At 54.3% G+C, this 26,167-nt stretch carries 24 protein-coding genes; 19 read left to right on the top strand and 5 right to left on the bottom strand.

What is annotated here, in order from left to right; genetic code table 11:
* Positions 1 to 67 precede the first annotated feature (67 nt).
* The 5 genes from edd (at position 68) to KP707_RS12330 (ending at position 5,253) form a co-directional block, all read left to right on the top strand.
* The gene (edd, locus tag KP707_RS12350) at positions 68 to 1,915 is read left to right on the top strand and encodes a phosphogluconate dehydratase (RefSeq protein WP_211503264.1); all 1,848 of its coding nucleotides are present in this window, start codon (positions 68 to 70) and stop codon (positions 1,913 to 1,915) included.
* A 12-nt stretch (positions 1,916 to 1,927) separates the two neighbouring features.
* A complete protein-coding gene (eda, locus tag KP707_RS12345) occupies positions 1,928 to 2,551 on the top strand; it encodes a bifunctional 4-hydroxy-2-oxoglutarate aldolase/2-dehydro-3-deoxy-phosphogluconate aldolase (protein ID WP_099213145.1) in 624 nt (207 codons plus the stop codon).
* A gap of 214 nt (positions 2,552 to 2,765) precedes the next feature.
* Positions 2,766 to 3,329, top strand: coding sequence for a metal-dependent hydrolase (locus KP707_RS12340; protein ID WP_211503265.1), 564 nt, complete (start codon positions 2,766 to 2,768; stop codon positions 3,327 to 3,329).
* Positions 3,326 to 4,903, top strand: coding sequence for a bifunctional phosphoribosylaminoimidazolecarboxamide formyltransferase/IMP cyclohydrolase (purH, locus tag KP707_RS12335; protein WP_211503266.1), 1,578 nt, complete (start codon positions 3,326 to 3,328; stop codon positions 4,901 to 4,903). The genes KP707_RS12340 and purH overlap by 4 nt, the downstream gene beginning before the upstream one ends.
* A complete protein-coding gene (locus KP707_RS12330) occupies positions 4,900 to 5,253 on the top strand; it encodes a hypothetical protein (RefSeq protein ID WP_046901138.1) in 354 nt (117 codons plus the stop codon). Before purH ends, KP707_RS12330 begins: the two co-directional genes overlap by 4 nt.
* Before the next feature lie 333 nt (positions 5,254 to 5,586).
* On the opposite strand, the gene KP707_RS12325 is transcribed toward KP707_RS12330, so the two are convergent.
* Positions 5,587 to 5,781: a hypothetical protein gene (locus KP707_RS12325; protein ID WP_211503267.1), complete on the bottom strand. Its 195-nt coding sequence runs from the start codon at positions 5,779 to 5,781 to the stop codon at positions 5,587 to 5,589.
* Between KP707_RS12325 and KP707_RS12320 the strand changes: the two genes are divergently transcribed.
* From KP707_RS12320 to KP707_RS12280, 9 genes are all read left to right on the top strand, one after another.
* Positions 5,780 to 6,634 carry a hypothetical protein gene (locus tag KP707_RS12320; protein WP_211503268.1) on the top strand — a complete coding sequence of 285 codons (855 nt, stop codon included), beginning with the start codon at positions 5,780 to 5,782 and terminating at the stop codon, positions 6,632 to 6,634. The two genes, KP707_RS12325 and KP707_RS12320, sit on opposite strands and share 2 nt — an antisense overlap.
* Positions 6,635 to 6,647: 13 nt before the next feature.
* Complete coding sequence (locus tag KP707_RS12315) at positions 6,648 to 7,370, top strand: flagellar hook assembly protein FlgD (RefSeq protein WP_211503269.1); 723 nt, start codon at positions 6,648 to 6,650, stop codon at positions 7,368 to 7,370.
* 164 nt (positions 7,371 to 7,534) lie between these two features.
* Complete coding sequence (gene fliF / locus KP707_RS12310) at positions 7,535 to 9,202, top strand: flagellar basal-body MS-ring/collar protein FliF (protein WP_211503270.1); 1,668 nt, start codon at positions 7,535 to 7,537, stop codon at positions 9,200 to 9,202.
* Positions 9,203 to 9,204: 2 nt separating this feature from the next.
* On the top strand, positions 9,205 to 10,218 hold the full coding sequence (locus tag KP707_RS12305) for a flagellar motor switch protein FliG (protein ID WP_211503271.1): 1,014 nt from the start codon (positions 9,205 to 9,207) through the stop codon (positions 10,216 to 10,218).
* Positions 10,215 to 10,886 (top strand): hypothetical protein, encoded by a 672-nt coding sequence (locus KP707_RS12300; RefSeq protein ID WP_211506857.1) that lies wholly within the window; start codon positions 10,215 to 10,217, stop codon positions 10,884 to 10,886. The genes KP707_RS12305 and KP707_RS12300 overlap by 4 nt, the downstream gene beginning before the upstream one ends.
* 5 nt (positions 10,887 to 10,891) lie before the next feature.
* Complete coding sequence (fliN, locus tag KP707_RS12295; protein ID WP_099213153.1) at positions 10,892 to 11,224, top strand: flagellar motor switch protein FliN; 333 nt, start codon at positions 10,892 to 10,894, stop codon at positions 11,222 to 11,224.
* 143 nt (positions 11,225 to 11,367) lie between these two features.
* A complete protein-coding gene (gene flhA / locus KP707_RS12290; protein ID WP_373687800.1) occupies positions 11,368 to 13,449 on the top strand; it encodes a flagellar biosynthesis protein FlhA in 2,082 nt (693 codons plus the stop codon).
* 124 nt (positions 13,450 to 13,573) lie between these two features.
* Positions 13,574 to 14,416, top strand: coding sequence for a carbon-nitrogen hydrolase family protein (locus KP707_RS12285; RefSeq protein WP_211503274.1), 843 nt, complete (start codon positions 13,574 to 13,576; stop codon positions 14,414 to 14,416).
* 5 nt (positions 14,417 to 14,421) lie between these two features.
* The gene (locus KP707_RS12280; RefSeq protein ID WP_086632879.1) at positions 14,422 to 15,180 is read left to right on the top strand and encodes an NAD kinase; all 759 of its coding nucleotides are present in this window, start codon (positions 14,422 to 14,424) and stop codon (positions 15,178 to 15,180) included.
* Positions 15,181 to 15,185: 5 nt separating this feature from the next.
* Here the strand turns inward: KP707_RS12280 and KP707_RS12275 are convergent, their stop codons facing one another.
* Genes KP707_RS12275 through KP707_RS12260 form a run of 4 tightly spaced genes read right to left on the bottom strand, consistent with a single transcriptional unit; the run spans position 15,186 to position 17,869 of the window.
* On the bottom strand, positions 15,186 to 16,118 hold the full coding sequence (locus KP707_RS12275; protein ID WP_211503275.1) for a 2-hydroxyacid dehydrogenase: 933 nt from the start codon (positions 16,116 to 16,118) through the stop codon (positions 15,186 to 15,188).
* Between the two features lie 17 nt (positions 16,119 to 16,135).
* A complete protein-coding gene (locus KP707_RS12270; RefSeq protein ID WP_211503276.1) occupies positions 16,136 to 16,627 on the bottom strand; it encodes a low molecular weight protein-tyrosine-phosphatase in 492 nt (163 codons plus the stop codon).
* Complete coding sequence (locus tag KP707_RS12265) at positions 16,609 to 17,589, bottom strand: AEC family transporter (RefSeq protein WP_211498509.1); 981 nt, start codon at positions 17,587 to 17,589, stop codon at positions 16,609 to 16,611. Before KP707_RS12265 ends, KP707_RS12270 begins: the two co-directional genes overlap by 19 nt.
* A 7-nt stretch (positions 17,590 to 17,596) precedes the next feature.
* Entirely contained in the window at positions 17,597 to 17,869 is a 273-nt protein-coding gene (locus KP707_RS12260; RefSeq protein ID WP_211496680.1) for a hypothetical protein, read from the bottom strand.
* Between the two features lie 1,188 nt (positions 17,870 to 19,057).
* Between KP707_RS12260 and KP707_RS12255 the strand changes: the two genes are divergently transcribed.
* From KP707_RS12255 to holA, 5 genes are all read left to right on the top strand, one after another.
* On the top strand, positions 19,058 to 21,196 hold the full coding sequence (locus KP707_RS12255; RefSeq protein ID WP_211503277.1) for a hypothetical protein: 2,139 nt from the start codon (positions 19,058 to 19,060) through the stop codon (positions 21,194 to 21,196).
* A gap of 74 nt (positions 21,197 to 21,270) precedes the next feature.
* The gene (locus KP707_RS12250; RefSeq protein ID WP_080951478.1) at positions 21,271 to 21,852 is read left to right on the top strand and encodes a DUF3576 domain-containing protein; all 582 of its coding nucleotides are present in this window, start codon (positions 21,271 to 21,273) and stop codon (positions 21,850 to 21,852) included.
* A gap of 7 nt (positions 21,853 to 21,859) precedes the next feature.
* A complete protein-coding gene (gene leuS, locus KP707_RS12245) occupies positions 21,860 to 24,457 on the top strand; it encodes a leucine--tRNA ligase (protein ID WP_211503278.1) in 2,598 nt (865 codons plus the stop codon).
* Between the two features lie 2 nt (positions 24,458 to 24,459).
* Complete coding sequence (locus tag KP707_RS12240; RefSeq protein WP_099213168.1) at positions 24,460 to 25,116, top strand: hypothetical protein; 657 nt, start codon at positions 24,460 to 24,462, stop codon at positions 25,114 to 25,116.
* Positions 25,116 to 26,117: a DNA polymerase III subunit delta gene (gene holA, locus KP707_RS12235; RefSeq protein ID WP_211503279.1), complete on the top strand. Its 1,002-nt coding sequence runs from the start codon at positions 25,116 to 25,118 to the stop codon at positions 26,115 to 26,117. The genes KP707_RS12240 and holA overlap by 1 nt, the downstream gene beginning before the upstream one ends.
* The last annotated feature ends 50 nt before the right edge of the window (positions 26,118 to 26,167 follow it).

Here is a 26,167-nt window from a genome sequence, read left to right as displayed (position 1 = left end):
TCTTTCAGCGGAAAGAGCTTTTTTTCCGTCTGGCAGCGCGTGTGTCAGTCGAGCAGCGAGTGTTCCAATGTCTTTGAATTCCGTCGTCGAGAGCGTGACCGCCCGGATCATCGAGCGTTCGAAAGTCTCCCGTCGCCGTTATCTTGCTCTGATGGAGCGAAACCGGGCCAAAGGCGTCTCCCGCCCCCGCCTGGCCTGCGGAAACCTCGCTCACGCCATTGCTGCGGCTGCGTCTGACAAGCCGGAGCTTATGCGTCCGGCCAGCACGAACCTCGGGATTGTGACGACCTACAACGACATGCTGTCGGCGCATCAGCCGTATGGACGCTACCCGGACCAGATGAAGCTGTTCGCCCGCGAAGTTGGGGCAACTGCTCAGATCGCCGGTGGTGCGCCAGCAATGTGTGATGGCGTGACGCAGGGACAGGAGGGAATGGAGCTTTCCCTGTTCTCCCGTGACGTTATTGCCATGTCTACGGCTGTCGGTCTGAGCCACGGCATGTTCGAAGGTGTCGCGCTTCTGGGGATCTGTGACAAGATTGTCCCGGGCCTGCTGATGGGCGCGCTGCGCTTCGGACATCTGCCGACAATGCTGATCCCGGCCGGCCCTATGCCGTCAGGCCTTCCTAACAAGGAAAAGCAGCGGATCCGTCAGCTCTATGTGCAGGGCAAGGTCGGGCAGGACCGTCTGATGGAAGCGGAAAACGCCTCCTATCATAGCGCTGGCACATGCACTTTCTACGGCACGGCCAATACGAACCAGATGATGGTTGAGATCATGGGTCTCATGTTGCCGGATTCTGCCTTCATCAATCCGAACACGCCGCTTCGGCAGGCCATGACGCGTGCAAGCGTGCATCGTCTGGCGGAAATCAGCCTGAATGGCGAAGATGTCCGCCCACTGGCGCAGTGTGTTGATGAGAAGGCCATTGTGAATGCGGCAGTCGGCTTGCTGGCAACCGGCGGTTCGACCAATCACACGATCCACCTGCCTGCCATTGCACGAGCTGCTGGTATCATCATTGACTGGGAAGATCTGAGCCGCCTCTCAGCCGCAGTTCCGCTGATGACGCGCGTTTACCCCAGCGGCTCTGAGGACGTGAACGCTTTCAATCATGTGGGTGGTATGCCCACACTGATTGCCGAGCTTTCCCGTGCTGGCCTTCTGCATACAGACATCATGACGGTCTCGCGCGGCGGATTTGCCGATTATGCCTGCCGTGCCAGCCTGCAGGATGACGAAGTCGTTTACACGCATGCCAAGCCATCGCTGGACCGTGACATTCTCCGTGACGTCAAGGAGCCGTTCAAGGCTGATGGTGGTATCAAGCTCATGCAGGGCAATGTCGGTCGTGGCATCTATAAAAGTAGTGCCATTGCTGAAGAATTCCTGACCATTGAAGCCCCGGCGCGGGTTTTCCATGATCAGCATGATGTCGCCACTGCGTTCCAGAATGGTGAACTTGAGCGGGATGTCGTCGTTGTTGTGCGGTTCCAGGGGCCGGAAGCCAACGGTATGCCGGAACTGCACAAGCTGACGCCAACGCTCGGCGTGTTGCAGGATCGGGGCTACAAAGTGGCTCTTCTGACAGACGGACGGATGTCAGGTGCGAGTGGTAAGGTGCCCGCTGCCATTCACGTCGGCCCGGAAGCTCAGGTCGGCGGCCCGATTGCCCGCGTTCGGGATGGTGACATGATCCGGGTGTGTGCCGTAACGGGGCAGATTGAGGTTCTCGTCGATCCGACAGAATGGGAGGCACGCGAACCTGTTGCGCCGCCGCCGCCTGCTCTCGGAACCGGACGTGAGTTGTTTGCCCTCATGCGTTCGGTGCATGATCCGGCCGAAACCGGCGCATCCGCCATGCTGGCCCAAATGGATCAGGTAATCGAAGCCGTTGGCGACGCCATTCACTAAGGACCAAATTTCATGACTGATACTGCCAAACTTGATGCTGTCATGACCCGCTGCCCGGTTATTCCGGTGCTGGTGGTCAATGATGTTGCACAGGCTCGTCCCTTGGCTGAAGCGCTGGTCGCTGGTGGCCTGACCACTCTGGAAGTGACGCTGCGGACGCCTTGTGCGCTCGAAGTGATCGAGGAAATGTCCAAGGTTGAGGGCGCTTTTGTCGGGGCAGGCACTGTGTTGAACCCGACGGATCTGGAGCGTGCAGTGAAGGCTGGCTCCCGCTTTATCGTGAGCCCTGGCTTAACCGCACCGCTGGCTGACGCTGCCCGCGATCATGACATGCCTTTCCTTCCGGGCGTTGCGAATGCTGGTGACATCATGCGCGGTCTGGATCTGGGGCTGACACGCTTCAAGTTCTTCCCGGCTGTGACCAATGGTGGCATTCCGGCGCTGAAGAGCTTGGCCAGTGTATTTGGCAATGTCCGCTTCTGCCCGACGGGCGGCATCACTGAAGGGAGCGCTCCGGACTGGCTGGCACTTCCTTCCGTATCCTGTGTCGGCGGATCGTGGATTACGGCAGGTGAGTTCGACGCAAAGACGGTGACGCAGCGCGCAACGGCTGCAGCTCTTTTGCGCCAGAGCTAAGATCCCTTGTAAATTATTCGCTCCATTGAAAACAGGAAGGCGGTCTGGAAGTTATCCGGATCGCCTTTCTTTTTTTCATTGAGGGCCTGTTTCTCTGCTTGAGAACGGATAAAGAACATCCCCAGAAGAAGAGGGGATGAAATTTATGAATATCTTTGCAGGAAAAGGGGTTACGGCCCTTTCCGATAACGTCCGAATCGGATCATAAGAACCCGTGACTGGACGTTCTCATCTCCTGATTGGCGGATTTGCTGTTTTGTGTGCGATGCGCTGGCATGTCCTGTCACCCGAGCCTTTTTCGGTCTGCACAGGGTTGCTGGGTAGCCTGCTTCCGGACATTGATACGGAGCGCTCCATGCTTGGGGCCCGGGTCAAATTTCTGTCCCGTTTTCTGGCGCGGACGTTTGGTCATCGTGGGATGACGCATTCCGGCGTTGTGTTGCTTTTGATCGCCGCTGTGGTTGGGGTTTTTATGGGGGAAGGTGCGCTGCGAGGCTCGATTGGCGCTCTTCTACTGGGTGTTGCCACCCACATCGCGGCTGACCTGCCAACCGGTGGCTGCCAGCTTCTGGCGCCCCTTAGCCGGTCCAGACTGTCTTTCTGGCCCTATGTCCGCACAGGCGGCCTGGGCGAGATCATGCTTCTTCTGCCTACTCTTTTTCTATTAGGGTGGGCAGGGTTCGCGGGACGTGACCCTTTTGGTGGTCACGCTCCTTACGTCGTGCATCACCAGCGGTTGCACGGACATGTTTTGAAGGATATTGCATTTCCATCATGACTGAGACCCGACTCCCCGTCCGTCGCGCCCTTCTCTCCGTTTCTGACAAGACGGGACTGATTGAACTGGGGCGCGCGCTTGCCGCCCACGGTACAGAACTGCTTTCGACGGGGGGCTCGGCAAGGGCGCTGCGTGAGGCGGGTCTGACTGTCAAAGATGTTTCAGAGCATACGGGCTTCCCCGAAATTCTTGACGGTCGTGTCAAGACGCTGGTTCCGCAGGTTCATGGCGGCATTCTTGCACGTCGTGACCTTCCGGCTCATCTGAGCCAGATGGAAGAGCACGGCATCGTGCCAATCGATCTGGTCTGCGTTAACCTGTATCCTTTCGCCGCTACGGTTGCATCCGGCGCGGGCGATGAAGACTGTATCGAGAATATCGATATTGGCGGCCCGGCCATGATCCGTGCTGCGGCCAAGAACTTCGATCATGTCACGATCCTGACGTCTCCTCAGCAATACGGTGATTTCGTTCAGTCCCTGGACGCGGGTGGAACGTATTTGAGCGAGCGTCGTGATTATGCCGGTGCTGCGTATGCCCATACGGCGTCTTATGACGGTATGATCTCCCGTTGGTTCGCAGAGCGTGCGGGCGAATTGTTGCCTCCTGTTCTGACGCTCAGTGGGTCCCGCGACGAGCTTCTGCGGTATGGTGAAAATCCGCATCAGAAAGCTGCTTTCTATAGGGATGGCAGCACACGGGCAGGTATTGCGACGGCTCGCCAGGTGCAGGGCAAGGCGCTGAGCTACAACAATCTGAATGACACAGATGCAGGGTTCGAGGCTGTTGCTGAGTTTGATGCGCCGACTGTCGTGATCGTCAAGCACGCTAATCCATGCGGTGTGGCGTCTGCTGAAACGCTGGAGCAGGCATGGATTGCGGCGCTGCGTTGTGATCCGGTTTCGGCATTTGGTGGCATCGTAGCTGTGAACAGAACGCTGGATGCAGAAACGGCTCAACGCATCAGTGCGATTTTCACGGAAGTGATTGTTGCCCCGGATGCGAACGCACAGGCTATTGAAATTCTTTCTCGCAAGAAGAACCTGCGTCTGCTGCTCACTGGCGGAATGCCGGACCCGGAAGCTGAAGGGCTGGCTTTTCGCTCTGTCGCCGGTGGTTTTCTGGCGCAAAGCCGGGATGCAGGCCGCGTCCTTGAGAGCGATCTAAAGGTCGTCACCAAACGCGCTCCCACGGAAAAGGAGATGAAAGATCTCCTGTTCGCGTTCCGAGTGGCCAAGCACGTGAAATCCAACGCGGTCATTTATGTTCGTAACAATGCGACTGTCGGGATTGGGGCGGGGCAGATGTCCCGTGTTGATAGCGCGCGCATTGCTGCTCGCAAGAGCGAAGACGCTGCAAATGTTGCGGGTGAGACTGCCCCGTTGACCAAGGGGTCTGTGGCCGCATCGGATGCGTTCTTCCCGTTCGCAGATGGTCTTGAGAGTGTTGTTGCTGCTGGTGCTGTGGCTGTGATCCAGCCCGGTGGCTCAATTCGCGATCAGGAGGTGATCGACGCTGCCGATGCAGCTGGAATCGCCATGGTCTTCACTGGCATGAGGCATTTCCGGCATTGAAACCTTTCGCTCTCGCAAGCCTGCTTCTGGCTTTCTCCGCCCCGATGGTCGCCGAGGCCGCGCCATGTCTGTATGACATGTCACCGCTGCCCGTCACGAAAGGGATTGTTTCCCGTATTACGCCTACAGGTGTGATGCTGCGTGATGGTACGACTGTCATTCTTCCAGAGGAGCTTCTGGCAGGTGTACGTCTGGCACAGCCTCTTGCGGTGAGGGGGCTCGTGGCAGCATCGACCCACACAGTGCAGGCTTTTGCACTTGATGGCGTTCCGCCAGTTTGCCCGGCGCCAGCAGCAGTTACGCGAGGGCCATTTCCGGGTTCTCCTGGATACGATCACATTCAGAACTGAGTTTTGTGCGCGGCTTCTTTGAAAGGGCCGCGTATAAACCTTTTATTTACGTCTGCCGTGCCACTCTCCTTACCGGTTGTTTCCCCGGGAACTGGAGGGCTTGTCATTGTCGCAGATTTTGCCCGCAGCAAAGCCGGGAATAACAACTGGTGGCAGCACGTTTCCTGTTGGTACGCCACTCGCTTCAAAAGAACGGTTTCAGGATTTTCTGAAAAGCTACGTTCATGAGAAGTCTCCGTCTTCTGACTGTGCCGTTCTCTCTCGTAAAAATACGCCGCGGGTGCAGAGTGAAAAGAACGTTCAGACAAACAGAGGGTCTGAGGTCGGCAAGGATCAGCCTGTTTCAACAGAGAACCGTGAGGTCTCTCGAAGTTTAAAACCTTTGAGCTCAGCGACGAAGGTCTCTGCACAGCCTGTCCGTTCGAATTCACTTCCAGAAAAATCTTCGAAAATACCGAACCCGGTTAACATTGCTCGACGCGGATCAGAGCTATCCGCTCGTAAAGTTTCGACGGATGCATCCTTCATGGAAGCTCCCGAAGTGTCTTCATCGGTGCTGCAAAACGACGTCGTAGACGAGCCTGTGACGACAGAAGAACCTGATCTGGGCCAACACGCAGAACAATTCGCACAATGTGCGTCGGATCTAGAAGGCGACAACGGCCAGAGTTCGATGTCTGATTTGTCTCTTGGTGTCGCCTCCTTTGATGGCGCGTCGAAATCCGCAGTAGACCAACGTGAGGTCAAGAAAGACCCGGCGGTTTCTGAAACAGAGAGTGTGAGTGTGGGGGCTCCCACGTCGGCAGAAAATATTCATGTCTTGCAGGTGCCGAATGTTGAGGCCTCGGAATCACTCTTGGAGCTTCCGTCCTCCGAATTACAGAATTCCGGTTCCGAACATACGAGCGTTTCAAGCGCCACACGGGACGAAGGCAGCTCGTCATCCCTGAATGGCCCCGTCATTACTCATCAGGCAACGGATCAGCGCCTCAATACCCAGATCGACATTTTCCTGGAACATGACGGCAAGATCCGGATGTCTGTTGCTGAGGACAAAGGGGGTGAACGCCACATCCATATTCTGGCTGAAAATTCGGAGGCGCTGCGTAGTCTTTCTACAAATAAAGAAAGCTTATTGTCGTCGCTGAGCCAGAACCTCGTGTCGCTCTCCGCAGATCAGCCTGTGATATCCACAGAGGTCAGTTTTGGTTTGCTGGGATCTTTCTCGCAAGACTATCCGACAAATTCTGGCCGGGAAGAAAGTCAGCAACGGCCCTTCACGGCTTGTGGTTCCTCTGAGACTTCGTCTGAAGATCTCAGTGAGAACGCCTCTGTGTCTCCTCGAAAATTTTTGCGCGGTGTTGTTGATCTGACCGCTTAAAGGACGTTTTTTAATGGTCTCTTCTGTCACGTCATCATCGCTTCTGAACCAGGCTGTTTCGGCGGCCAAGTCGAGTGCGTCAACTCAGACATCGAGTGCATCAACATCCACAGCAAGTAGTGTGGGCAGCGCTGCACTGTCTTCCATGGCAGGAAATTTCAATCAGTTTTTAACACTTCTGACCACTCAGCTTCAGCATCAAGACCCCAGTAATCCAACCAGTACGGACAGCTTCACCAGTGAGTTGGCGCAGTTTGCGGGTGTGCAGCAACAGGTTGAGACCAATACTAATCTTACCAGCCTGATTTCTGCCACGCAGGACACTCAGATCACGTCTGGTATTGCGCTAGTCGGTAAAACAACGACAGCCACGACCGCTTCGCTGCCCTTACAAAGCGGTAAGGCCAGTATGACATTTACAGCGGAGCAGGCTGGGCCTGTAGCCATTGCCGTGACCGATGCAAGCGGTCAGGTTGTCAAAACCGACACGATGACGGCCACTACGGGGACAAATTCCTGGTCTTGGGACGGCAATGATAACAGCGGACAACAAATGTCTGATGGTCAGTATTTCGTAGCTGTTGAAGGGACCGGAGCGAGTGGAGAAACGGCATCTTTCCCGACAACAGTTTCCGGTACCGTTACAGGTCTGACACGGACATCGAGCGGCGTTAACGTGCAGATGGGAAGTGCGACTGTTCCGCTGAGTGATCTGGACGGATTTTCAGGAGCCTGAACAGTCAGGGCGGAAAATTCTATCGTTTTAAGCGCCCGTTAACCTTTTCTGTCCACAATGTCTGTCAGTGATTGCAGCAGGACAGGGTGAACGCGCATGTGGGCAGGGCTTGAGGCATCTCCTGAAAAAGCTTGTACGCAGATGACCGTATGGTGGGCGATTAAGTGAAGGCTCTTCTCGCAAATCTGAAGCAGCTCGGTCTCCCACGGCTGGCTGCTCTGGGGGGGGTGGGGGCGGCGCTGCTTGTGCTGCTCGGAGTTCTGGTTATGCACGGGGCAAATTCCACTACTGGACTGCTCTATCGAGATCTGGACCCCAGAGAGGCCGGTGAAATCGTAGATCAGCTTGCTAAGGCCCATATTGCGTATCGCCTGCAGGATCAGGGGGCGACGATCATGGTCCCTGATGACGAGGTGGCAAAAGCACGCCTTCTTCTTGCGAAAAGTGGCCTGCCGTCCGGCGGTTCGGTCGGATACGAGATTTTCGATAAGGGAAACAGTTTTACAGCCACGCAGTTTGAGCAAACGATCAACGAGACGCGTGCGCTGGAAGGTGAATTGGAGCGATCAATCCGCTTGATCCACGGTGTTCGCAATGCTCGTGTTCATCTTGTTCTGCGGCACAGAGAGCTTTTCTCTACGAACGAGCAGGGCGCCCAGGCAAGTGTGCTTCTTTCGATGGAAGGCGCACGCCGTTTGGATGAGGAAAGTATTGCGGCGGTCGTTAACCTGGTTTCTGCGGCGGTACCGGGGTTGGAGGCGCAGAATATCTCACTCGTAGACAATCGCGGGCATGTCCTGCTGCGTCAGGGCGCGGGAAGCGTCGATGGCAATCAAACGGCAGAAATGCAACGGCAGGCGTTGGAACAACGCATTTCCCGTGAAGTTGAGGACATGTTGGGAGCTTCTGTCGGCATAGGCCGTGTGCGAGTGGAAGCGACCGTGGCGATGAATAATGATCATGTGCGGGAAACTCAGGAAAGTTACGACCCTGACCAGCAGGTTCTCCGTTCTCAGCAAACCAAAAATGACAAAAGTATAAACACACAAGGAACAGCGAATACGACGGTCGGAAACAATCTGCCGAATGCTAACGCCGGTCAGCCGCAGAACGGAAGTCAAAGCAGCAGGCAGGAGCAAACGGATAATTACGAGATTGGTAAAAAGGTTCGGACCCTTGTGCAGGATCAGCCGCGCATTTCTCGTATCAGTGTCGCTGTCATGGTTGATGGAGCCGTGCAGACGGACGTGAAAGGTCAACATGTCTGGCAGCCACGCAATACTCAGGAGCTGGAAAGGCTAACGGCTCTGACCAAGACTGCCATTGGGTTCGATCAGGCTCGTGGCGATGTTGTTACCGTAATGTCGATGCAGTTTTCGGATATCGAAGCGGCAATGCCCGCGACCCAACAGACGTTTCTGAAGGGAATTTTGAGCCGCTCAAATGAAATGGAAGCTGCGCGTTTCGGTATTTTTGCTTTGTGCCTATTGATGGTGCTTTTCTTTGTCGTGCGCCCCTTGTTGCGTCCCCCTGGGGGCGGGCTTTCGGCCGGGCAGCTTCTATCTGAAGCAAGAAGTGGCGGAACTCCTCTGCCTGAGTTGGGGGGCACACTGGCGACTGAGGCGGGGAACCCGACAGCTCTTTTGGCTGCTCCATATGATGCCACAGTGCCTCTAACAGAGAGTGACGAAGAGACGGTGGCCGTGAGTGGCGTTTCCGGCCGTATTCGAGCGTCCTCTGTTCAGCGGGTGGTAGACCTCGTGGAAACGCATCCTGCGGAAAGTATTGCACTGATGCGCAGTTGGCTGATGCCGAGACAGGAGGGGCACTAACAATGATTGGACTGGAAAAATCTGTCACGGGTGCGCAGAAGTCCGCCATTCTGATGATGGCATTAGGAGAAGATAATTGCGCGCGCCTCTTTGAGCAGATGCATGAAGAAGAAATTCGAGAAATTTCTGCCGCGATGTCTCAGCTTGGAATGGTCTCTGCAGAAACTGTCGAAAGCGTCTGTCACGAATTCAGCCGGAGCCTCGGGTCTTCAGAAGTTTTGATTGGCGACATCGAAACAACAGAACGATTGCTCAAAAATACGCTCCCCGCCGGGCGAGCAGCAGCCATCATGGAAGAAATTCGTGGTCCTGCCGGGCGAACTATGTGGGATAAACTTGGAAACGTCTCAGAGGCAGTGCTCGCTAACTATTTAAAAAATGAATACCCGCAAACGGTCGCAGTTATTCTTAGCAGGATCAAGGCAGCGCATTCGGCGAAAGTTCTCGCCCTGCTTCCTCAAGAATTTTCGCTCGATGTTATGACGCGGATGCTGAAAATGGAAAATGTGCAAAAGGGTGTTTTGCACAGTGTGGAGCAGACATTAAGATCCGAATTTGTCTCTAACCTTCCTCGTGGTTCGCATAGAGACAGCCACGAAGTTCTCGCAGACATCTTCAATAATTTCGATCGAAGACTTGAAGCACGCTTTATGACGGCCCTGGATGAGCGCAGTCATGATGATGCGGAGCGAATTAAAAGCCTCATGTTTACTTTCGAGGAATTGGCTCAGGTTCCTGTAGAGGGCCTTATGGTGTTGCTTAATCAGATTGCACGCGAAAGTTTGCCGATCGCTCTCAAGGGTGCAAGCGAGAAACTGCGAAGTGCATTTCTTGCGGCAATGTCTGAGCGTGCAGGGCGTATTCTTATAGATGAAGTTGAAGCATTAGGCCCTGTGCGCGTTAAGGACGTCGATGCGGCACAGAGTGATATTCTGCTTGTCGCCAAAGTTCTTCTTGATCGTGGGGAAATTGAACTTCTGGATCAAGAACAGGCCGCGAATGAGATGCTCGTATGAGGATTCCTGATTTCGACCGCCGCGATCAGGTGTCCAAAGTTCTTTACGCTGAAGATTTTGGCACCCCGGTTTTGTCTCCAGTCGAACCAGAGCGTGGCTCAGATCTGTCTTCTGTGGAAATAACTACACCTGAACTCTATACCGCCGAAGATTTGGATTTTGCGTGCAGGCAAGAAAAAGAACGAGTGTCTGCACTTGAGAAAATTTCCTATGAAAAAGAAAAATCTGAGTGGAAGAACTCTATCGAGAATAATTCTTTAAATATTATAAAAAAAATTTCTGATCAGATGAATCAATGTGCACAGCAAGAAGCTGAAAATTTCTCAATCGCCATTTTTTCTCATCTAGCAAAAATTTTTCCATCCCTTTTGGAAAATTATGGCCCCAGAGAACGGGAAGTATTGATTGATAAAATCATGCCAACCCTCAGAGAGGCTGCGCGCATCAGAATAGAAGCTAAATCTCAGGAAATTCAGCATTTATTAACGTTGTGTGAGCGAGAAGGAGTGGAAGTGATTGATTGTCGTGCAGATGACACTTTGGCTTCGGGAGATTTTCGAATTTTTTGGGCGACGGGAAAGGCTTGCCGAGAGGCAGGAACCTTAGTGCAGGAAATTTTGAAAATATTTTCTCTGGATAAAGTTTTACCTGCAGTGAGCGCGGAATAATTGAAATGACTGATACACAGAATAATTTCGATCTTGATGACGTCGAAGCAGTATCGGCGCAGTCTGTAGAGCCGCCTCGCTTCGCTCATGATCTCGAAGCGATCTACGATATTCCTGTAACGGTCAGTGCCGTTCTGGGACGTGCAAATATGCAGGTGAGCCAGCTATTACGCTTGGGGCGTGGGGCTGTTGTGGAGCTTGATCGAAAAGTCGGTGATTCGATCGACATTCTCGTAAATAATCGTCTGATAGCTCGTGGTGAAGTCGTGATGGTTGATGAGAATAGACTTGGTGTAACCATGACGGAAATTATCAAATCTGGAAAAGTTAAAAATTGAAAAATTTCCTAATATTTAACCTTGTGGTTATATTTTATCTCAAGATAAAAATTTAATCAGGTAAGACTATTATTATGAACACATCAGAAGGGGTTCTTTCTTCCTTTGTGAAAAAGACCTCTCTCTCTGGTTATTTTCAGAAAATGCCCTTGCCCGCCTGGTTGCAAGGAGGGCAGCGCTGGCTGCCGGGAACAGATGTTGGATTGGCACTGGCAGTTGCCGGATTGCTCTCAGTTCTCGTCTTGCCGCTGCCGACATTCATTCTGGATGTCGGGCTGGCCCTCTCAGTCACGGCGTCCGTACTTGTCCTGATGGTCGCTTTGTTTTTAACGCGACCACTTGATTTCACCTCTTTCCCAACATTGCTGCTCCTCACAACATTGCTCCGTCTGTCGCTGGAGGTTGCGACAACCAGACTTATTCTTAGTCACGGTTATGAGGGGATGTATGCAGCTGGCCATGTCGTAGCTGCCTTCGGAGGTTTTCTGATGGGAGGTGACGTCGTAATCGGCGCGATCCTGTTTGCAATCCTTCTGGTTGTGAATTTCATGGTGATCACTAAGGGGTCAGGGCGTATTGCTGAAGTGGCAGCACGCTTTTCGCTGGATGCCATGCCTGGAAAGCAGATGGCGATTGATGCTGAACTGTCTTCTGGCGCCATCAGTGACAAAATTGCACGGCAGCGCCGTAAAGAACTCCAGGAAGAAAGTGGGTTCTATGGAGCGATGGATGGTGCGGCCAAGTTCGTCCGTGGAGATGCAATCGCGAGTTTGATCATTACGGCAATCAATATCGTCGGAGGGTTAGCCATTGGCATTGGGCGTCATGGGATGACTGTGGCGGATGCCGCATCTGCTTTCACGACTTTGACGATCGGCGATGGCCTGGTTTCGCAAATTCCTGCTCTGCTTGTCTCTACGGCCTCGGGTATTGTGGTGACCAAGGGAGGTACTGAAGGTGCGGCGGACGTAGCTTTGGTACGGCAACTTGGCGGCAACCCCAAACCGCTTGCTCTGGCAGCGGGCTCAGCGGCTGTTCTGTCACTAATGCCTGGTTTGCCGACGCTTCCCTTTCTTGGTTTGGCAGCTCTTGCAGGAGGAGGAGCATGGTTTCGACATCGCTCACCTGTTAAGAATCAAGATGCTGAAGAGGATGCTGTCAGCCTTCCTGAAAACACGCAGTCTGGTGAGCCCCCCATTACTGAAAGCCTCCGCGTTGACTTGCTACGTTTAGAGTTGGGCTTCAATTTGCTCTCAATTGCGAGCGGTGATGGTGCGCGGTTGACTGAACAAATCAAGGTTCTCAGAAGAACAATTGCTGGAGAAATGGGATTTATTCTGCCACCTGTCCGTATTCAGGACAATCTTCAGCTTTCATCTGACGCGTATGCTGTAAAAATTAAAGAAATCGAAATTGGACATGGAGAAGTACGGATTAGTCGAATGTTGGCGATGAATCCGAAGGGAGGTTTGCCAGACTTGCAGGGTGAGGAAACGCGAGAGCCGGCATTTAATCTCCCAGCATTGTGGATCGATCAAAGTGAACGAGAGAATGCGATCATCAAGGGATACACGGTCGTTGATCCAGCAAGCGTCATTATTACGCACTTAACGGAGTTGGTTCGGGAAAACATGGCCGACCTCCTGTCTTACTCCGAGACACAGAAACTTCTGGATGACATGCCAAGAGATCAGCAGAAACTGATTGTCGATCTTATTCCGTCTCAAGTGTCAGTGAGTGTTGTTCAGAGAGTTCTACAAAGTCTTCTTGCGGAGCAGATTTCAATTCGTGATTTGTCGGGTATTTTAGAGGCGCTGCAGGAAGGCTGTGGGCAAGGTCTCAAATCTGTACTGGCGTTGACCTCACATGTTCGGACCCGTTTGGCGCGTCAGATCAGCTTCGCTGTTACCGGACCAAAGGGCTATATTCCTGTTTTGACACTAAGCCCCGATTGGGAAGTCGTGTTGTCAGAAAACATGATTGGTCCTGCAGATGATCGCCAGTTGGCGCTCCCGCCATCTCGCCTGAACGAACTGGTAGGCCAGCTGAGGCAGGCTCTGGATGTAGCTTTGGGGCAGGGTGAAAACCCGGTTATTCTTGTCGCCGGGGGGATGCGTCGTCCCATGCGAATGATTGTGGAACGCATTCGCCCAGCGACCATGGTTCTATCGCAAACAGAAATTTCTACTCGCGCAAAGATACGGACCGTTGGGGTCATTCAGTAAGAGCCCAAGAGTGCATGGCTTTCGTGTATTGCAAGCTGCCATCTGAGTCTAAGGTGTTCGGGCTTACCTCGGACTTTGTGATCGCTTATGGTCTCTGGTCATTGCTAAAGGGAATGTACCGACCATGCGTGTTGCACTGATCCAGATGGCTCCTTCGGCTGACCGGGATGCAAATATTGCTCAGGCTCAGAAGCTCGTGGCGGATGCAGTAAAAGCCGAAAATCCTGTCTTGGTGGTTTTGCCAGAGGTGTGGAGTTGCCTGGGCGGGACGGCTGAGACCAAGCATGCCAGCGCTGAGCAACTCCCCGCTCCAGGAGAGTCTGGCGGCCCGCTGTATGAGGCTTTGCGCGCAATGGCGAAAGAGCATGGCATTTGGGTGCATGGTGGCTCAATCGGAGAAACCGTCTCGGGTGAGGGGAAAGACAAGTTGGCGAATACATCGCTGATCTTTGACCCTCACGGCAATGAATGCGGACGCTACAGGAAAATTCACCTTTTTGATGTGGTCACGCCGAATGGGGATGGTTATCGGGAGAGTGATAACTATGTGCCAGGCGACAGCGTAGAGGTTGTAGATATTTCAGGCGTCCCGACGGGTCTCGCCATTTGCTACGATTTGCGTTTTGCTGAGCTGTTTCTTGCATTGCGGGCCGCAGATGTGGCGATGATCATCTTACCTGCTGCGTTTACACAGCAGACAGGGGAGGCTCATTGGGAAGTCCTGATCCGGGCACGTGCGATAGAAACGCAGGCTTGGGTCATTGCATGTGGGACAGCCGGTTGGCATACGGATGCCGCTGGCAACGAGCGTCAGACATATGGTCACTCCATGATTGTAAATCCGTGGGGCGAGGTTGTTCTGAAGCTGGGGGGCGAAGCTGCCTGGGGAACTGCCGATCTCGATTTTGATCAGGTGCGTCAGGTGCGTGAACGTATGCCAATTCAGGCAAACAGGCAGCTGATCTGACCGGTATGAAAATTGCTTTTGTAGCGGCGTCAACAGACGCCGCCCAGGATGCACTCGCAGTTCTGGTCGCTCGCTATGGGAACGTTCCGCTCGAAAGCGCTGATGTGGCTGTCAGTCTGGGGGGCGATGGCTTCATGCTCGAAACGCTTCATCGTGTTCTTGGGCTTGAGTTGGCCGTGTACGGTATGAATTACGGAACCATCGGGTTCCTTATGAATACGCCCAATGAAGATGATCTACCGGAACGTTTGTTAAATGCGCAGCCTTCCTTGCTGCATCCGCTGCATATGACGGCGAGGACAGTTAATGGAGAAGTGTCGGAAGCGCGGGCCTTTAATGACGTGTTCCTCTTTCGCCAGACACGCCAGACATCCCGTATTCGTATTGAGGTTGATGGCCGGACAAGGCTGGAAGAGTTGATTTGTGACGGGGTCATTGTTGCGACCCCTGCGGGATCGACGGCGTACAATCTTTCCGCGCATGGCCCCATCGTGCCTCTGAGTGCGAACATCTTACCATTAACGCCAATTTCTGCTTTCCGCCCCAGACGCTGGCGGGGCGCTCTCCTGCCATCGACGGCCGTGGTCAGACTGACGTTGATGGACACAGACAAGCGACCCACCGCTGCAGTTGCAGATTTCAAGGAAATTCGTGATGTGGCTGAGGTGATTGTTAAAGAGGACCGCAAGCTGCATGCCACGGTCCTCTTCGATCCAGATCACGGCTTGTCCGAGCGTATTATCGCTGAACAGTTTCTGGAGTAGTTGTTTTACAGGATGGGTGTCAGTAACGGCTTACCGTCAAAGTGCGCGATGAGATTGTCGACCATCAGGTTGCCCATAATGGTCCGCGTTTCTACGGTTGCCGATGCCTGATGAGCTTGCAGGACCGTATTATCGAGCTTGAAGAATTCAGGATTGATGTTTGGTTCATTCTGGAACACATCCAGTCCCGCGCCTGCAATCCGCTTTTCTTGCAAAGCTGAAAGCAAAGCTGCCTCATCGACAACCGATCCGCGAGCAATGTTGATGAGGACGCCGTCTGCCCCTAGAGCTTCAAGAATTTCCGCATCAACCATATTGGCTGAGCGAGGGCCTCCCGAGACTGCCAGAACGAGAATATCGCTCCATTCAGCCAGTTTTTTCAGATCACTTTCGAAGCGTACTGCGCTTTCAGGACGTGGCTTGGAATTGAAATAGGCCAGTTCCAGGCCGAACGCTGCTGCACGACGGGCAATGGCTTGCCCGATCTGACCAAAACCTGCGATGCCCATCCGCTTTCCAGTCACGCTGCGGGACAGCGGCAGCGAATTTCTGGACCATTCACCGGAACGAACAAGACGGTCATTCAAAACCGTGTCACGCATGACTGATAGCGTCAGGACAATGGCCATGTCTGCGACATCATCGGTGAGGGTGCCGAGCGTTGTTGCAACACCAATTTTGCGGTGGCGTGCTTCGTCAAGGTCGATCTGATCTGTCCCAACGCCGTTGACGGCGATGACTTCTAACGCAGGAAGCGCGTCCATGAGGGGGCGCGGAAGTCCTGAACCGCCGCCAGTGGCCACCCCCCGGACTTTATCTGCGATTGGCTTGAGCTGATCGAGGTCACTGTATGTGTGCAGGTTAAAATGCTCTGCAAGTCGCGCTACGATCCCGGCTGGGAAAGGGTCGATCATGAGCAGGTCAGGTTTAATAGACAAGTCGGTTCTCCTGTTGATCAGTGACGGGAGGGAAGAGTGTCGAGCTCTTTGTCCGCAAGGGCACGGCAGGCGTGTTCAACGTCGTTCCAGGTGATCGTAAAGCCGCTTTCTGGGCCATAATAAGGGTCATCGACGTCTTCACCCTCTCGGCCAGGAATATGGTCGAGCATAAGGGAGAGGCGCGCTCTACTGTCCGAGGGCTGCATATTTTGCAGGTGGGTCAGATGTGAGTGATCGAGCGCAATGATGTGGTCAAAACGGTAAAAATCATCTTTGCAGATGAGGCGTGATCTAAGTGCCGAAGCGTCCAGGCCGTGTTGGCTTGCTACCTTGCAGGCTCTCGGATCTGGTGGATACCCGAGGTGCCAATGTCCAATAGCAGCTGAATCAATATCGAGTTCAAGTTCTCGCCTTTCAGCCTCTCGACGCATGGCAAGTTCAGCGAGTGGAGAGCGGCAGATATTGCCAGTGCAGACAAAGAGGAAGCTATTTAAGCGCCGGTTAACCATATGAAAAATGCCATTGTTGCAATGGAAGTCAGTGTTCCGAAAAACAGGACGGAAGCGATTTCGCGTTCCAGAACGTGATACCGCATTGCCAGAATAACGTTGATGGAGGCACTTGGGATTGCCATCGTCAACACACTTTCCTGAAGGGCCTGCGGGGGAAGGTGCCACGCTCGAGCCAGAGCATAGATTATTCCCGGAATGACAATGTTGCGGATCCCCACAATCGTGCCCACCAGAGGACTAAAACGAACCTGCCGCGTAAAAAGGACGACGCCTGATGCGAACAAAGCTGCTCCTCCGGTCGTATGGCCGAGCAGAAGAAAAGATCCCTTCAGGAATACGGGCAGGAAAGCGCCAGCACTGACGAGCACAAGAGCTAACAGGGGCACCCAGACCACGGGCTCACGGCACGAATGAAGAAGATGCCCTACCAGTTCACGAAGTTCGTTGCGTCTTTCCGTTGTGGTATCGCGGGCCTGTCGGTTTCCGTGATCGTGCCCCATGAGAATAAGGGTAATGGGTAACTGGATCAGGTTCATCGCTAGCGCGGCGATTGAAATCGGCACACCGCTGGCAGCCCCGAAAATTTGCCCTAAAACTGGGATACCAATAAACGGGACCGAGGGACCGGTGATTGTCATGGCAATGATGGCGGCTTCGCTCAGTCGGCGCTTCAGTGCAAAACGGAATACACTGAAAACGGCAGCATATCCGCCCACCATTGCCAAAAGTATGAGCGCCGCTACCGGGCCAGCAGATAGCACCTGAGCTTTTGGCGTGCTCAGAATGGAGACGAAGAGTTCGAGCGGAAGGGCATAGAGCATGACCAGTCGCGTCAGAACGCCTGCCTGCTGGGCATCAAAATCTTTACGGTATGCGGCGAAATAGCCGAAACCCAGTGTGACCAGAATGGGCAAAATAGCCTGGATGATCGTGAGCAGCAGGTTAGGCGAAGAGGTCATGAGATGCTCATAGAAAGGCTGATGTTCCAGGTGTCGCTATTCTCTTTCGTAATGACATCGTTATCATCCGTCCATCCCTGCCGCTGGAAGCGATTGACCAAAAAGAGCGGGTGATGTCTTTGTAGAATGCTTTTGCTTCAATTCTTGCTCTGGGCGAACCATGCAATCCATTTTTGACACCTTGCTCAGTTTCATCCTGATGCTGCTGGGCTTTATTGTCGCGGCCGTAGCTTTTGTGGAAGTCGCTGCGCGTGCCGTATTGAATAGTATCGGGATACATGGGCAGTTTCAGACGGTTCTCTTGCTTTGTCTATTATGCGCTCTAATTGTTGTGGCATTTCGTATTTTTGGACGCTTATTGGCGGTGCTTCTGACCGCTGCTTTTGTTGTTTATTTATTGCACTCTCTACTGGGTGTTCCGCACAATATCCCTGTCAGGAACAGCGCGCAGGAGAAGTCAATTACTTTGTGAAGATATGGTGTCCGCGAGAGGATTCGAACCTCCGGCCCCAGGATTCATACCACTTCGACTTTCGCCGCCATGCCCTTGAGCATGTTCGTGGTCTGGACTGTCTCTTCACCACAGCCCCCTAAGCGGCCAAGGTGTCACCCGTACAGTCTCTACACCTTCTTTCCGACCGATGCGGAAAGCTTGGCTCGGGATTGGCACGGCTCAAGTGAACCAGAGCGTTCCCCGAATTTGAGTGAATCCACCATGAAGTTTCCTGTCATGGCGCCCAATTCAGACCTTAGGAATCCTGTGCTCTATCCTGCTGAGCTACGCGGACACACGAGGAGCTAGTTATCCTAAGATGCTTTCACCTGCAAGCATCGCTCTGGATAGTGTGAATACTGAAAAAAATGTTATTATTTTACAAACCAAATATGATATCAGTGAAGCGGAAACGTTATTCATTCCGTAATTTAATTATCAAATTAACATAAAAACGTAAATCATATTTCCAATTATCGGGTTTTTGGCGTATTTATATGTCTAAATTTGGAGGCAAAAATGTAAGAACATTCTTGCACTTTCGTGTTGTCTGTGGTTCCAGTCATCCCTGTCTACATAGTTTTTTGATATCAAACTTTCAGAAGTGCCTGTGTCAAAAGCTGTCTCTGATGAAGTGCCATAGTCTTGGCTTATCCTGTGGGTAGGTTGAGAAAGTAGTACGTAGCTGGGTGGTATATCTTTGCCTCAATGTATGAGTGCGAAGAATTGCTATCCTCGAAATAGACCCCTCCATAAAGATTTCAAGAAATCTTCTGATGGGGTGTGGTTGCTGAACATTATCAGCGCCTGGGTAGGGAGGATGGTAATGCCACAGCCTGTTCCTACAGCGAGCGTTTTGAAACGCCTGTTTCAGGGCTGTTAGGGTTGAGGGTTGCTAGCCATGGTTTCGCATCGAATATCTGATCGAGATAGTCTGCGTCCTTTTCATGCGTTTCGGTCTGACTACGGGTATTGATGGGTATGACTAAGATGCTTTCAAGTTCAGTGCGCCAGGCCCGTGAAGCAGACCCTACACTTCTCCGTCTCAAGCTTATTGGGCAAATGGAAGCGCGCACCCTGACGGGAGAGAGTGTTCTTCCTGTTGGAGGTAAAACACGCGCGCTTCTGGCTATTCTGGCTCTGTCTGACAGGAAGCCCGTTCTTCGTTCCCGACTGGCTGAGCTGCTATGGAGTCGTCGGCCAGAAGATATGGCGCGCGCTTCATTGCGGCAGGAAATTCACCGTCTTTTGGACGCTCTGAGCCCCTTGGGCGTCGAGATCATAGATGTGCAGCGGCATTCTCTTATGCTGAAGCCAGCTCTGACGTCTGTGGATGCTGAGCGTATTCTCACAGCCAGTGTTAGGACCATCGACAGTATCCCTGCGCCAGAGGAAGTGCTGCTTGGGGAGCTTAGTGGAATCGATGTTGCGCTGGATGAGTGGCTCAGTCAGCAGCGTGCACGGCTCTCACATCATCTTCTCGGGCTCTACGAAGGCTGTCTGCGCGAGTTGACTGATCCAGAGCAGGTTGATGACGTTACGGATCGTCTTCTCAAGGTTGATGCCCTGAATGAAGCCGCATGGCGGGCCAAGATTCAAAGTGCTTTGCGTCGCGGTGAGCAGGCAAGGGCGGTTCTCCTGGCGGAGCAGGCCGTGCGGGCCTTTGGGCAGGAAGAGGGGCATGTGGCAGGCCCTGTTACCCAAGCGTTAATTTCCAGTGTTCTGAAGGCAGCAGGGCTCGAGCCGAGCATTGGGGCCGCAGGTATTGCTGAGCTGGACGGCGCTTCGGTGCTATTTTCAGGCAACGACGATACTCTTGCTGTTCCTACAGGCGCACAGCGTACAGATCCGATGCTGGCATTACCGCTTCATCTTTCGCAGATGGCAGCGGGGCAATCCCGAAAGATCTCCCTGCTTGTACTGTCGCCGTTTGCGGCGGACGGTTTGAAAGATGCCGAGTTAAAGTGCGCGACCAGCTTGAGCGATCAGTTTGAACTTCTGTTCGTTCATGTCGACACTTTTGATATTGTGGCGAAGCCTGAAGGTTTCGTTCCAGACCCGGCGAACCCTCTTGCATCGTATCGCGGCCTCGGTGCCGATTATGTGGTGACTGGCGCGGTTCGGGCCGGTGCCTCGGATAATGCTTTCCGGCTTATCCTGAAGGTTCTGGATGTTCGGGCCGGTGGATTTATCGTCTGGGGCACTTACTACGATCTGCCTGATCTGGACCCGATGTCAGTCAGCAACGGACTGATGGGGCCTGCAACGGCAATGCAGTGGGGCCTTCTCCTTGCGGAGGCACGCCGTACGGCGAACCGCGCAGACAGTGAGCTCTCTGCTCTGGGTAAAGCGACCAGGGTTTTCATGTTGCTGCTGAAGCGGGACAATGCCCTGTTCCCGAGGATTAATCAGCTTCTGGACGCTGCTGGTATCGAAGATCCGCGGGAAGGTACCGTGGCAGTGATGCAGGTGCTCTACTGCCTGATCCGCTACGAAAATGACTGGAGTGCGGCGGGAACAGCATTGCTCGGGCGTGGTATCGAGTTTGCGCGCCTGTTGGTGAATCTCAAGCCGGATGCGCCTGGGATGGCCATTCTTTTGTCCACGCTGCTGATGCACGATCCGGCATCTGTGCCTCTGGCACGTTCCATCATGCGGATGTGTGAGAAGTCTATGGCTGGGGCTTCAAGCATGCATAACATGCACGATGTGCTGCTATGCCGCGTCCTGTTGCATGTTCTGGATGGGAACTTGGCTGAGGCGGCAGCGGTAGCAGGAAGGCTGCGTCACAATCCGTATCATTCTCCACTTTCAACACTGATCAGACCGTTTTTCATGATGGTCATGATGTTGGGCGGAGAACGTCAGGACGTCATTGAAATGGGGCGTCTGATGGCTGGGCTGCACCCCAATTACTCGAGCACGCTGGTCTATTATCTGGCAGCTCTGGTGCTTGAGGGCGAAAGTACCGAGGAAATCCAGCAGGTGCGACAGCATTTGCACCGTCTGGTTCCGGATCTGACAATTGAGAAGATTTTGAGTCGTTTTCCGTATTTGAGTGCGGCCAAAAAAGCGGAGCTGCGGCAGGCTTTCAGCTCAACAGGTCTTTTATAAAGCGCTCATGTGCGGGTAGGGCGCTTGGCCTTACCGGATGAGCGCGATATGAACACGGAATTGATGTTGCCCGGATTCAGGTTTCGCCAGTCTGTCTCCATGCCCGTGACGGCCCTGGCCCGGCCCGCAGGACCACCATGATGTCTCGTATGCAGATGATTGTTTCCAGCTCTTCCCGCCGTTCAGCGCTTCGGACGGCCGTTGGCATTCTTGCCCTCGGTACAGTTGCTGCCTGTGGCGGCGCTCGCGATCCCAGCAGCCTTACTGCGCCCCGCAATCATCTGCTCGGCGTTGATCGCGGGGCAGAAGGTGGCGCTGACCAGCTTAAGGGCGGCGTTAATGCCTATCTGTGGCGTGGCGCGATCGATACGCTTTCGTTTATGCCGCTGGCTTCCGCCGACGCAGTCGGTGGTGTCATTCTGACGGACTGGTATCAGCCGCCGTCCAGCAAGGGCGAGCGCTTCAAGATTGCTGCGTATGTGCTTGACCGCCGTATGCGTTCTGACGCGCTTCGCGTGTCGGTATTCCGGCAGGTGTTTCAGGACGGCGAATGGCAGGATACTCCGGTTTCAGCCACGACCACGTCTGACATTACGACCCGTATCCTGACCCGCGCCCGCCAGTTGCGTGCAGAAAACGGCGAACAGGGTAACTGAGTTAGACATGAGCGACACGACACATACGGCTTTCGATTTTCAGTCCCGGGAGCCGTTCTGGCAGGCAGAGTGGAAACAGCGGAATGTATTTGCTGTTCCAGATGTGCCTCCGGCTGATCGGCCAAAATATTACGTTCTGGAGATGTTTCCGTACCCCTCCGGCCAACTGCATGTGGGCCATGTGCGGAATTATACGCTTGGAGACGTCGTAGCGCGTTATAAGCGCGCACGAGGGTTTTCGGTGCTTCATCCCATGGGATGGGATGCTTTTGGACTGCCCGCTGAGAATGCAGCGCGGGAACGTAATGTGCATCCTGGCAAGTGGACGATGGAAAACATCGCCACAATGCGCGGCACGCTGCAACGTCTCGGCTTTTCCTTGGACTGGGACCGCGAAATCGCGACCTGCCTTCCAGAATATTACGGCAAGCAGCAGAAACTGTTTCTGGACATGCTCGCCGGTGGTCTGGTTGAGCGCCGGGATTCGTCTGTAAACTGGGACCCGGTCGATGAGACGGTTCTGGCCAATGAGCAGGTTGTCGAGGGACGCGGATGGCGGTCCGGAGCGCTGATTGAGAAGAAAGTTCTTTCTCAGTGGTTCCTGAAAATCACCAAATTTGCTCAGCCGCTGCTTGATACGCTGGGGCAGCTGGATCGCTGGCCGGAACGCGTGCGGACGATGCAGGAACGCTGGATTGGGCGTTCAGAGGGCGCGCGTGTCCGTTTCGCTCTTCATAGCCCGCCGTCGGGCTTCGACATTGATCTTGATGGTATCGAAGTCTTCACGACCCGGCCGGATACGCTGTTCGGATTGAGCTTCGTTGGTATTGCCGCGGATCATCCGCTGGCAGCCAAGGTCGCGCGGACTAATCCTGCTGCGGCTGAATTTATTGAAGAATGCCGTCGTCTTGGAACATCCGAAGAGGTGATTGAGGCCGCTGAAAAGCGTGGCTTCGATACGGGTCTTCGCGTCAGCAATCCTTTGAATCCAGATCAGACGGCGCCTGTCTGGATCGCCAATTTCGTGTTGATGGATTATGGCACGGGGGCAGTGTTTGGGTGCCCGTGCGGCGACCAGCGTGATCTTGATTTTGCTCACAAGTATGATCTCGCCGTGCCGCAGGTTCTGCTGCCCGCTGGTGAAGATGCTGAGACATTCCGCGTTGGCCGGAAGGCAGTCTCGGGCGAAGCTACGCTCTACAATTCGGGATTTCTGGACGGTCTGGCTGTTGCAGTCGCCAAAAAGACTGTCATCGAGCGTCTCGAAGGCATGGGCGTTGGGCATGGCGTCGTAAACTGGCGTCTGCGGGACTGGGGAATTTCCCGTCAGCGTTACTGGGGCTGCCCGATCCCCATTATTCACTGTGAGAAGTGTGGTGCAGTTCCGGTTCCGGATGATCAACTGCCAGTTGTCCTGCCAGAAGATGTGACATTTGATCGGCCGGGCAACCCGCTGGATCATCATCCGACCTGGAAGCACGTTTCCTGCCCAAGCTGCGGGTCTGCCGCAACGCGTGAGACAGACACGTTCGACACGTTTGTGGACAGTTCCTGGTACTTTGCCCGCTTTACTAGCCCGCATGCGCTGACGCCGACCGTGCCGGCTGCGGCTGATGGCTGGCTGCCCGTCGATCAGTATATTGGCGGCATTGAACATGCGATCCTCCATCTGCTCTATGCGCGCTTCTTTACCCGCGCCATGCATGAGACGGGTCATCTGGGTCTGGATGAGCCGTTTGACGGCCTCTTCACTCAGGGCATGGTCACGCACGAAAGCTACAAGGACGGGGCAAACTGGCTCTATCCGGAAGAAGTCGAGCGTCGCGGTGATGTGGTTGTCCGACGCGACACGGGAACGCCCATTCAGGTCGGACGCTCTGAAAAGATGTCCAAGTCCAAGCGCAATACGGTCTCTCCGGTAGAGATTATTGAGCGTTTTGGTGCTGATACGGCGCGGTGGTTTGTGCTGTCTGACAGTCCGCCAGAGCGTGACATGGAGTGGACAGCGTCTGGCGTGGCTGCTGCGGCCCGGTTTGGGCAGCGCTTGCATCGTCTGGTTTCCGCTGTGGCAACGGCTGATCCGGTTGACAGTGTGCATGGCTCGGCTGGAGATGATCTGCGCCGTGCTACGCATCGTGCCATTGCCGCCGTCACAGAAGCTTTGGAAGCGTTCACGCCGAACGTGGCAGTGGCTCGACTGCATGAGTTGACCTCCGCTCTGGCAGAGGCGCAGGGCAAAGAGGAAGCTGGTTTCTCTGCTGCACGACGGGAAGCTGCCTCCGCGCTGTGCCTGCTGTCTGCGCCAATGATGCCGCATCTTGCTGAAGACATGATGGCGGTTCTCGAACCTGGTGGTGAACTCGTTGTGGATCGGGCATGGCCCGAGGCGCAGGATGAGTGGCTTGCAGTTCAGAGCGTCACGATTGGTGTGCAGGTGCTTGGAAAGCTTCGTGGAACAATCCAGGTGCCACCAGATGCGCCGAAGGATGACGTTCTCGCTGCGGCGAAGGCTGAGCCTAATGTTGCCCGGGCCCTTGAGGGCAAACGTCTGGTGAAGGAAATCCACGTTCCCAACCGGATCGTCAATTTTGTGGTAGCAGGCTGATCGTGAAACGTCGCAGTTCCCTGACCCTTTCTGCGTTCCTTCTGCTGGGAGGGTGTGGTTTCACCCCGCTCTACGGCAAGATGGATACGAAAACCGATATTTCGGCTGAACTCGCACAGGTTTACGTCGCGAATATTCCGGGAAGATATGGTCAAGAACTGCGACTGGCCTTGCAAAAAAATCTTGCAGGTGCCGGTCCTGAAAATCCTCAGCATTATATGCTGCGGGTCAATTCCGGTGCCAACAGTGAAGCCATTGATATTCACCAGGACAATACAGCGGGGCGTATCCGTGTTTCTGGTTCAGCGCACTGGCAGTTGTTTACGGTAGAGCAGTCTCCCCAGTTAATCACGCAGGGAGATGCGACAACGCTTGACGGTTATAGCGGCAGCTTCGAGCAGTATTTTGCTCAGACGCTGAATGACGAAACGACCAAGGGACGTGTTGCGGATACCTTGGCTCAAAGTCTCACACAGCAGCTCGCTGTCTGGTTCCGCTCCCATAACATGCCGTCCAATGCGGCACCTGTTGATATGCCGAGATATATCAACACGGACAGAATGCCGTCCGATAACGGGTCTGCGACGGATCGCGTTGGCGTGGATGGCTTCCCGGCCTCTGCGACGGGACGTCTCTCTCAGGGCACCACAAGCAATTAATGAAAATTGAGGCCCGTAATATTGGCCGTGCCCTGTCCGATGCCGGAACATGGCGCGCCATTCTTCTTCATGGCGAAGACACGGGGCTAATACGGGAAAGAGCGGCTCAGGCCGTGCGGCTCGTTGCAGAGACGCTGGACGATCCATTCCGCGTCTCCCAACTCGATCGCGAGACGCATGATCGTCTTGAGGAAGAGGGCACTGCCCTGTCATTGATCGGTGGTCGGCGTGTCGTGTGGGTTCGGAGCGGTACGGATGCCCTGACGCCCATGCTGACGCGTGCTCTGGAAGTCTCGACAGACACGTTGATTGTGATTGAGGCACCCGGCCTTACGTCACGATCCACGCTGCGTGCTTTCGCCGAGCGGCACAAAGAAATGGCATCGATTGCCTGTTATCCTGAGGAGGGCCGGGCGTTATCCCAGACGGTGACGGATGCTTTGTCCCAGGCCGCAGTTTCCATTGATCGGGATGCTTTGACCTGGCTTATGGGACGGCTGGGGGCAGATCGAAGCGGCGTTCGTGGAGAGATCGAGAAGCTTGTTCTCTATGCAGGGCCAAACGGTCGGCTTGATCTTGACGCTGTTCAGGACTGCGTAGGTGATGCGGGAGGGAGTTCTCTCGAAGATGCGGTCTTCGCCGCATTGTCTGGCCATCGGGCAGAAGCAGATCAGGCCTTGGAGCGCGCTTTGGCCGATGGGGCTAATCCCGTAGCGGTTGCGCGTGCAGTATTAAGCGTGCTGACGCGGCTTCAGAAAGTGGCACTTGCAGTGAAGGCTGGCCAAGGCCGCGCAGAAGCCATGAAAGCGCTCAAGCCGCCAATCTTCTTTAAACGAACAGCTGCTTTTAATCAGGCTCTGGACCGTTGGTCTGTCGCGGCACTGAGCCGGGCTGCGCGCGAAACGCAGGCTTTTGAACTGGCCTGCAAGCAGAGTGGTGCACCTGATCTGGCACTTTGCCGACGTCATATCTCGGCGCTGTGTGGCATCTGGAAAGTCTGAGTTTCCAGCGTCCGCATCAAGTGGATGGGTTGTCAGTGTTGTGGTTATGG

Origin of the sequence: Gluconobacter sp. P5E10, assembly GCF_018812145.1 — a bacterium.
Lineage (GTDB): Bacteria > Pseudomonadota > Alphaproteobacteria > Acetobacterales > Acetobacteraceae > Gluconobacter > Gluconobacter cerinus.
This window is presented reverse-complemented; position numbering and strand designations above follow the sequence as displayed.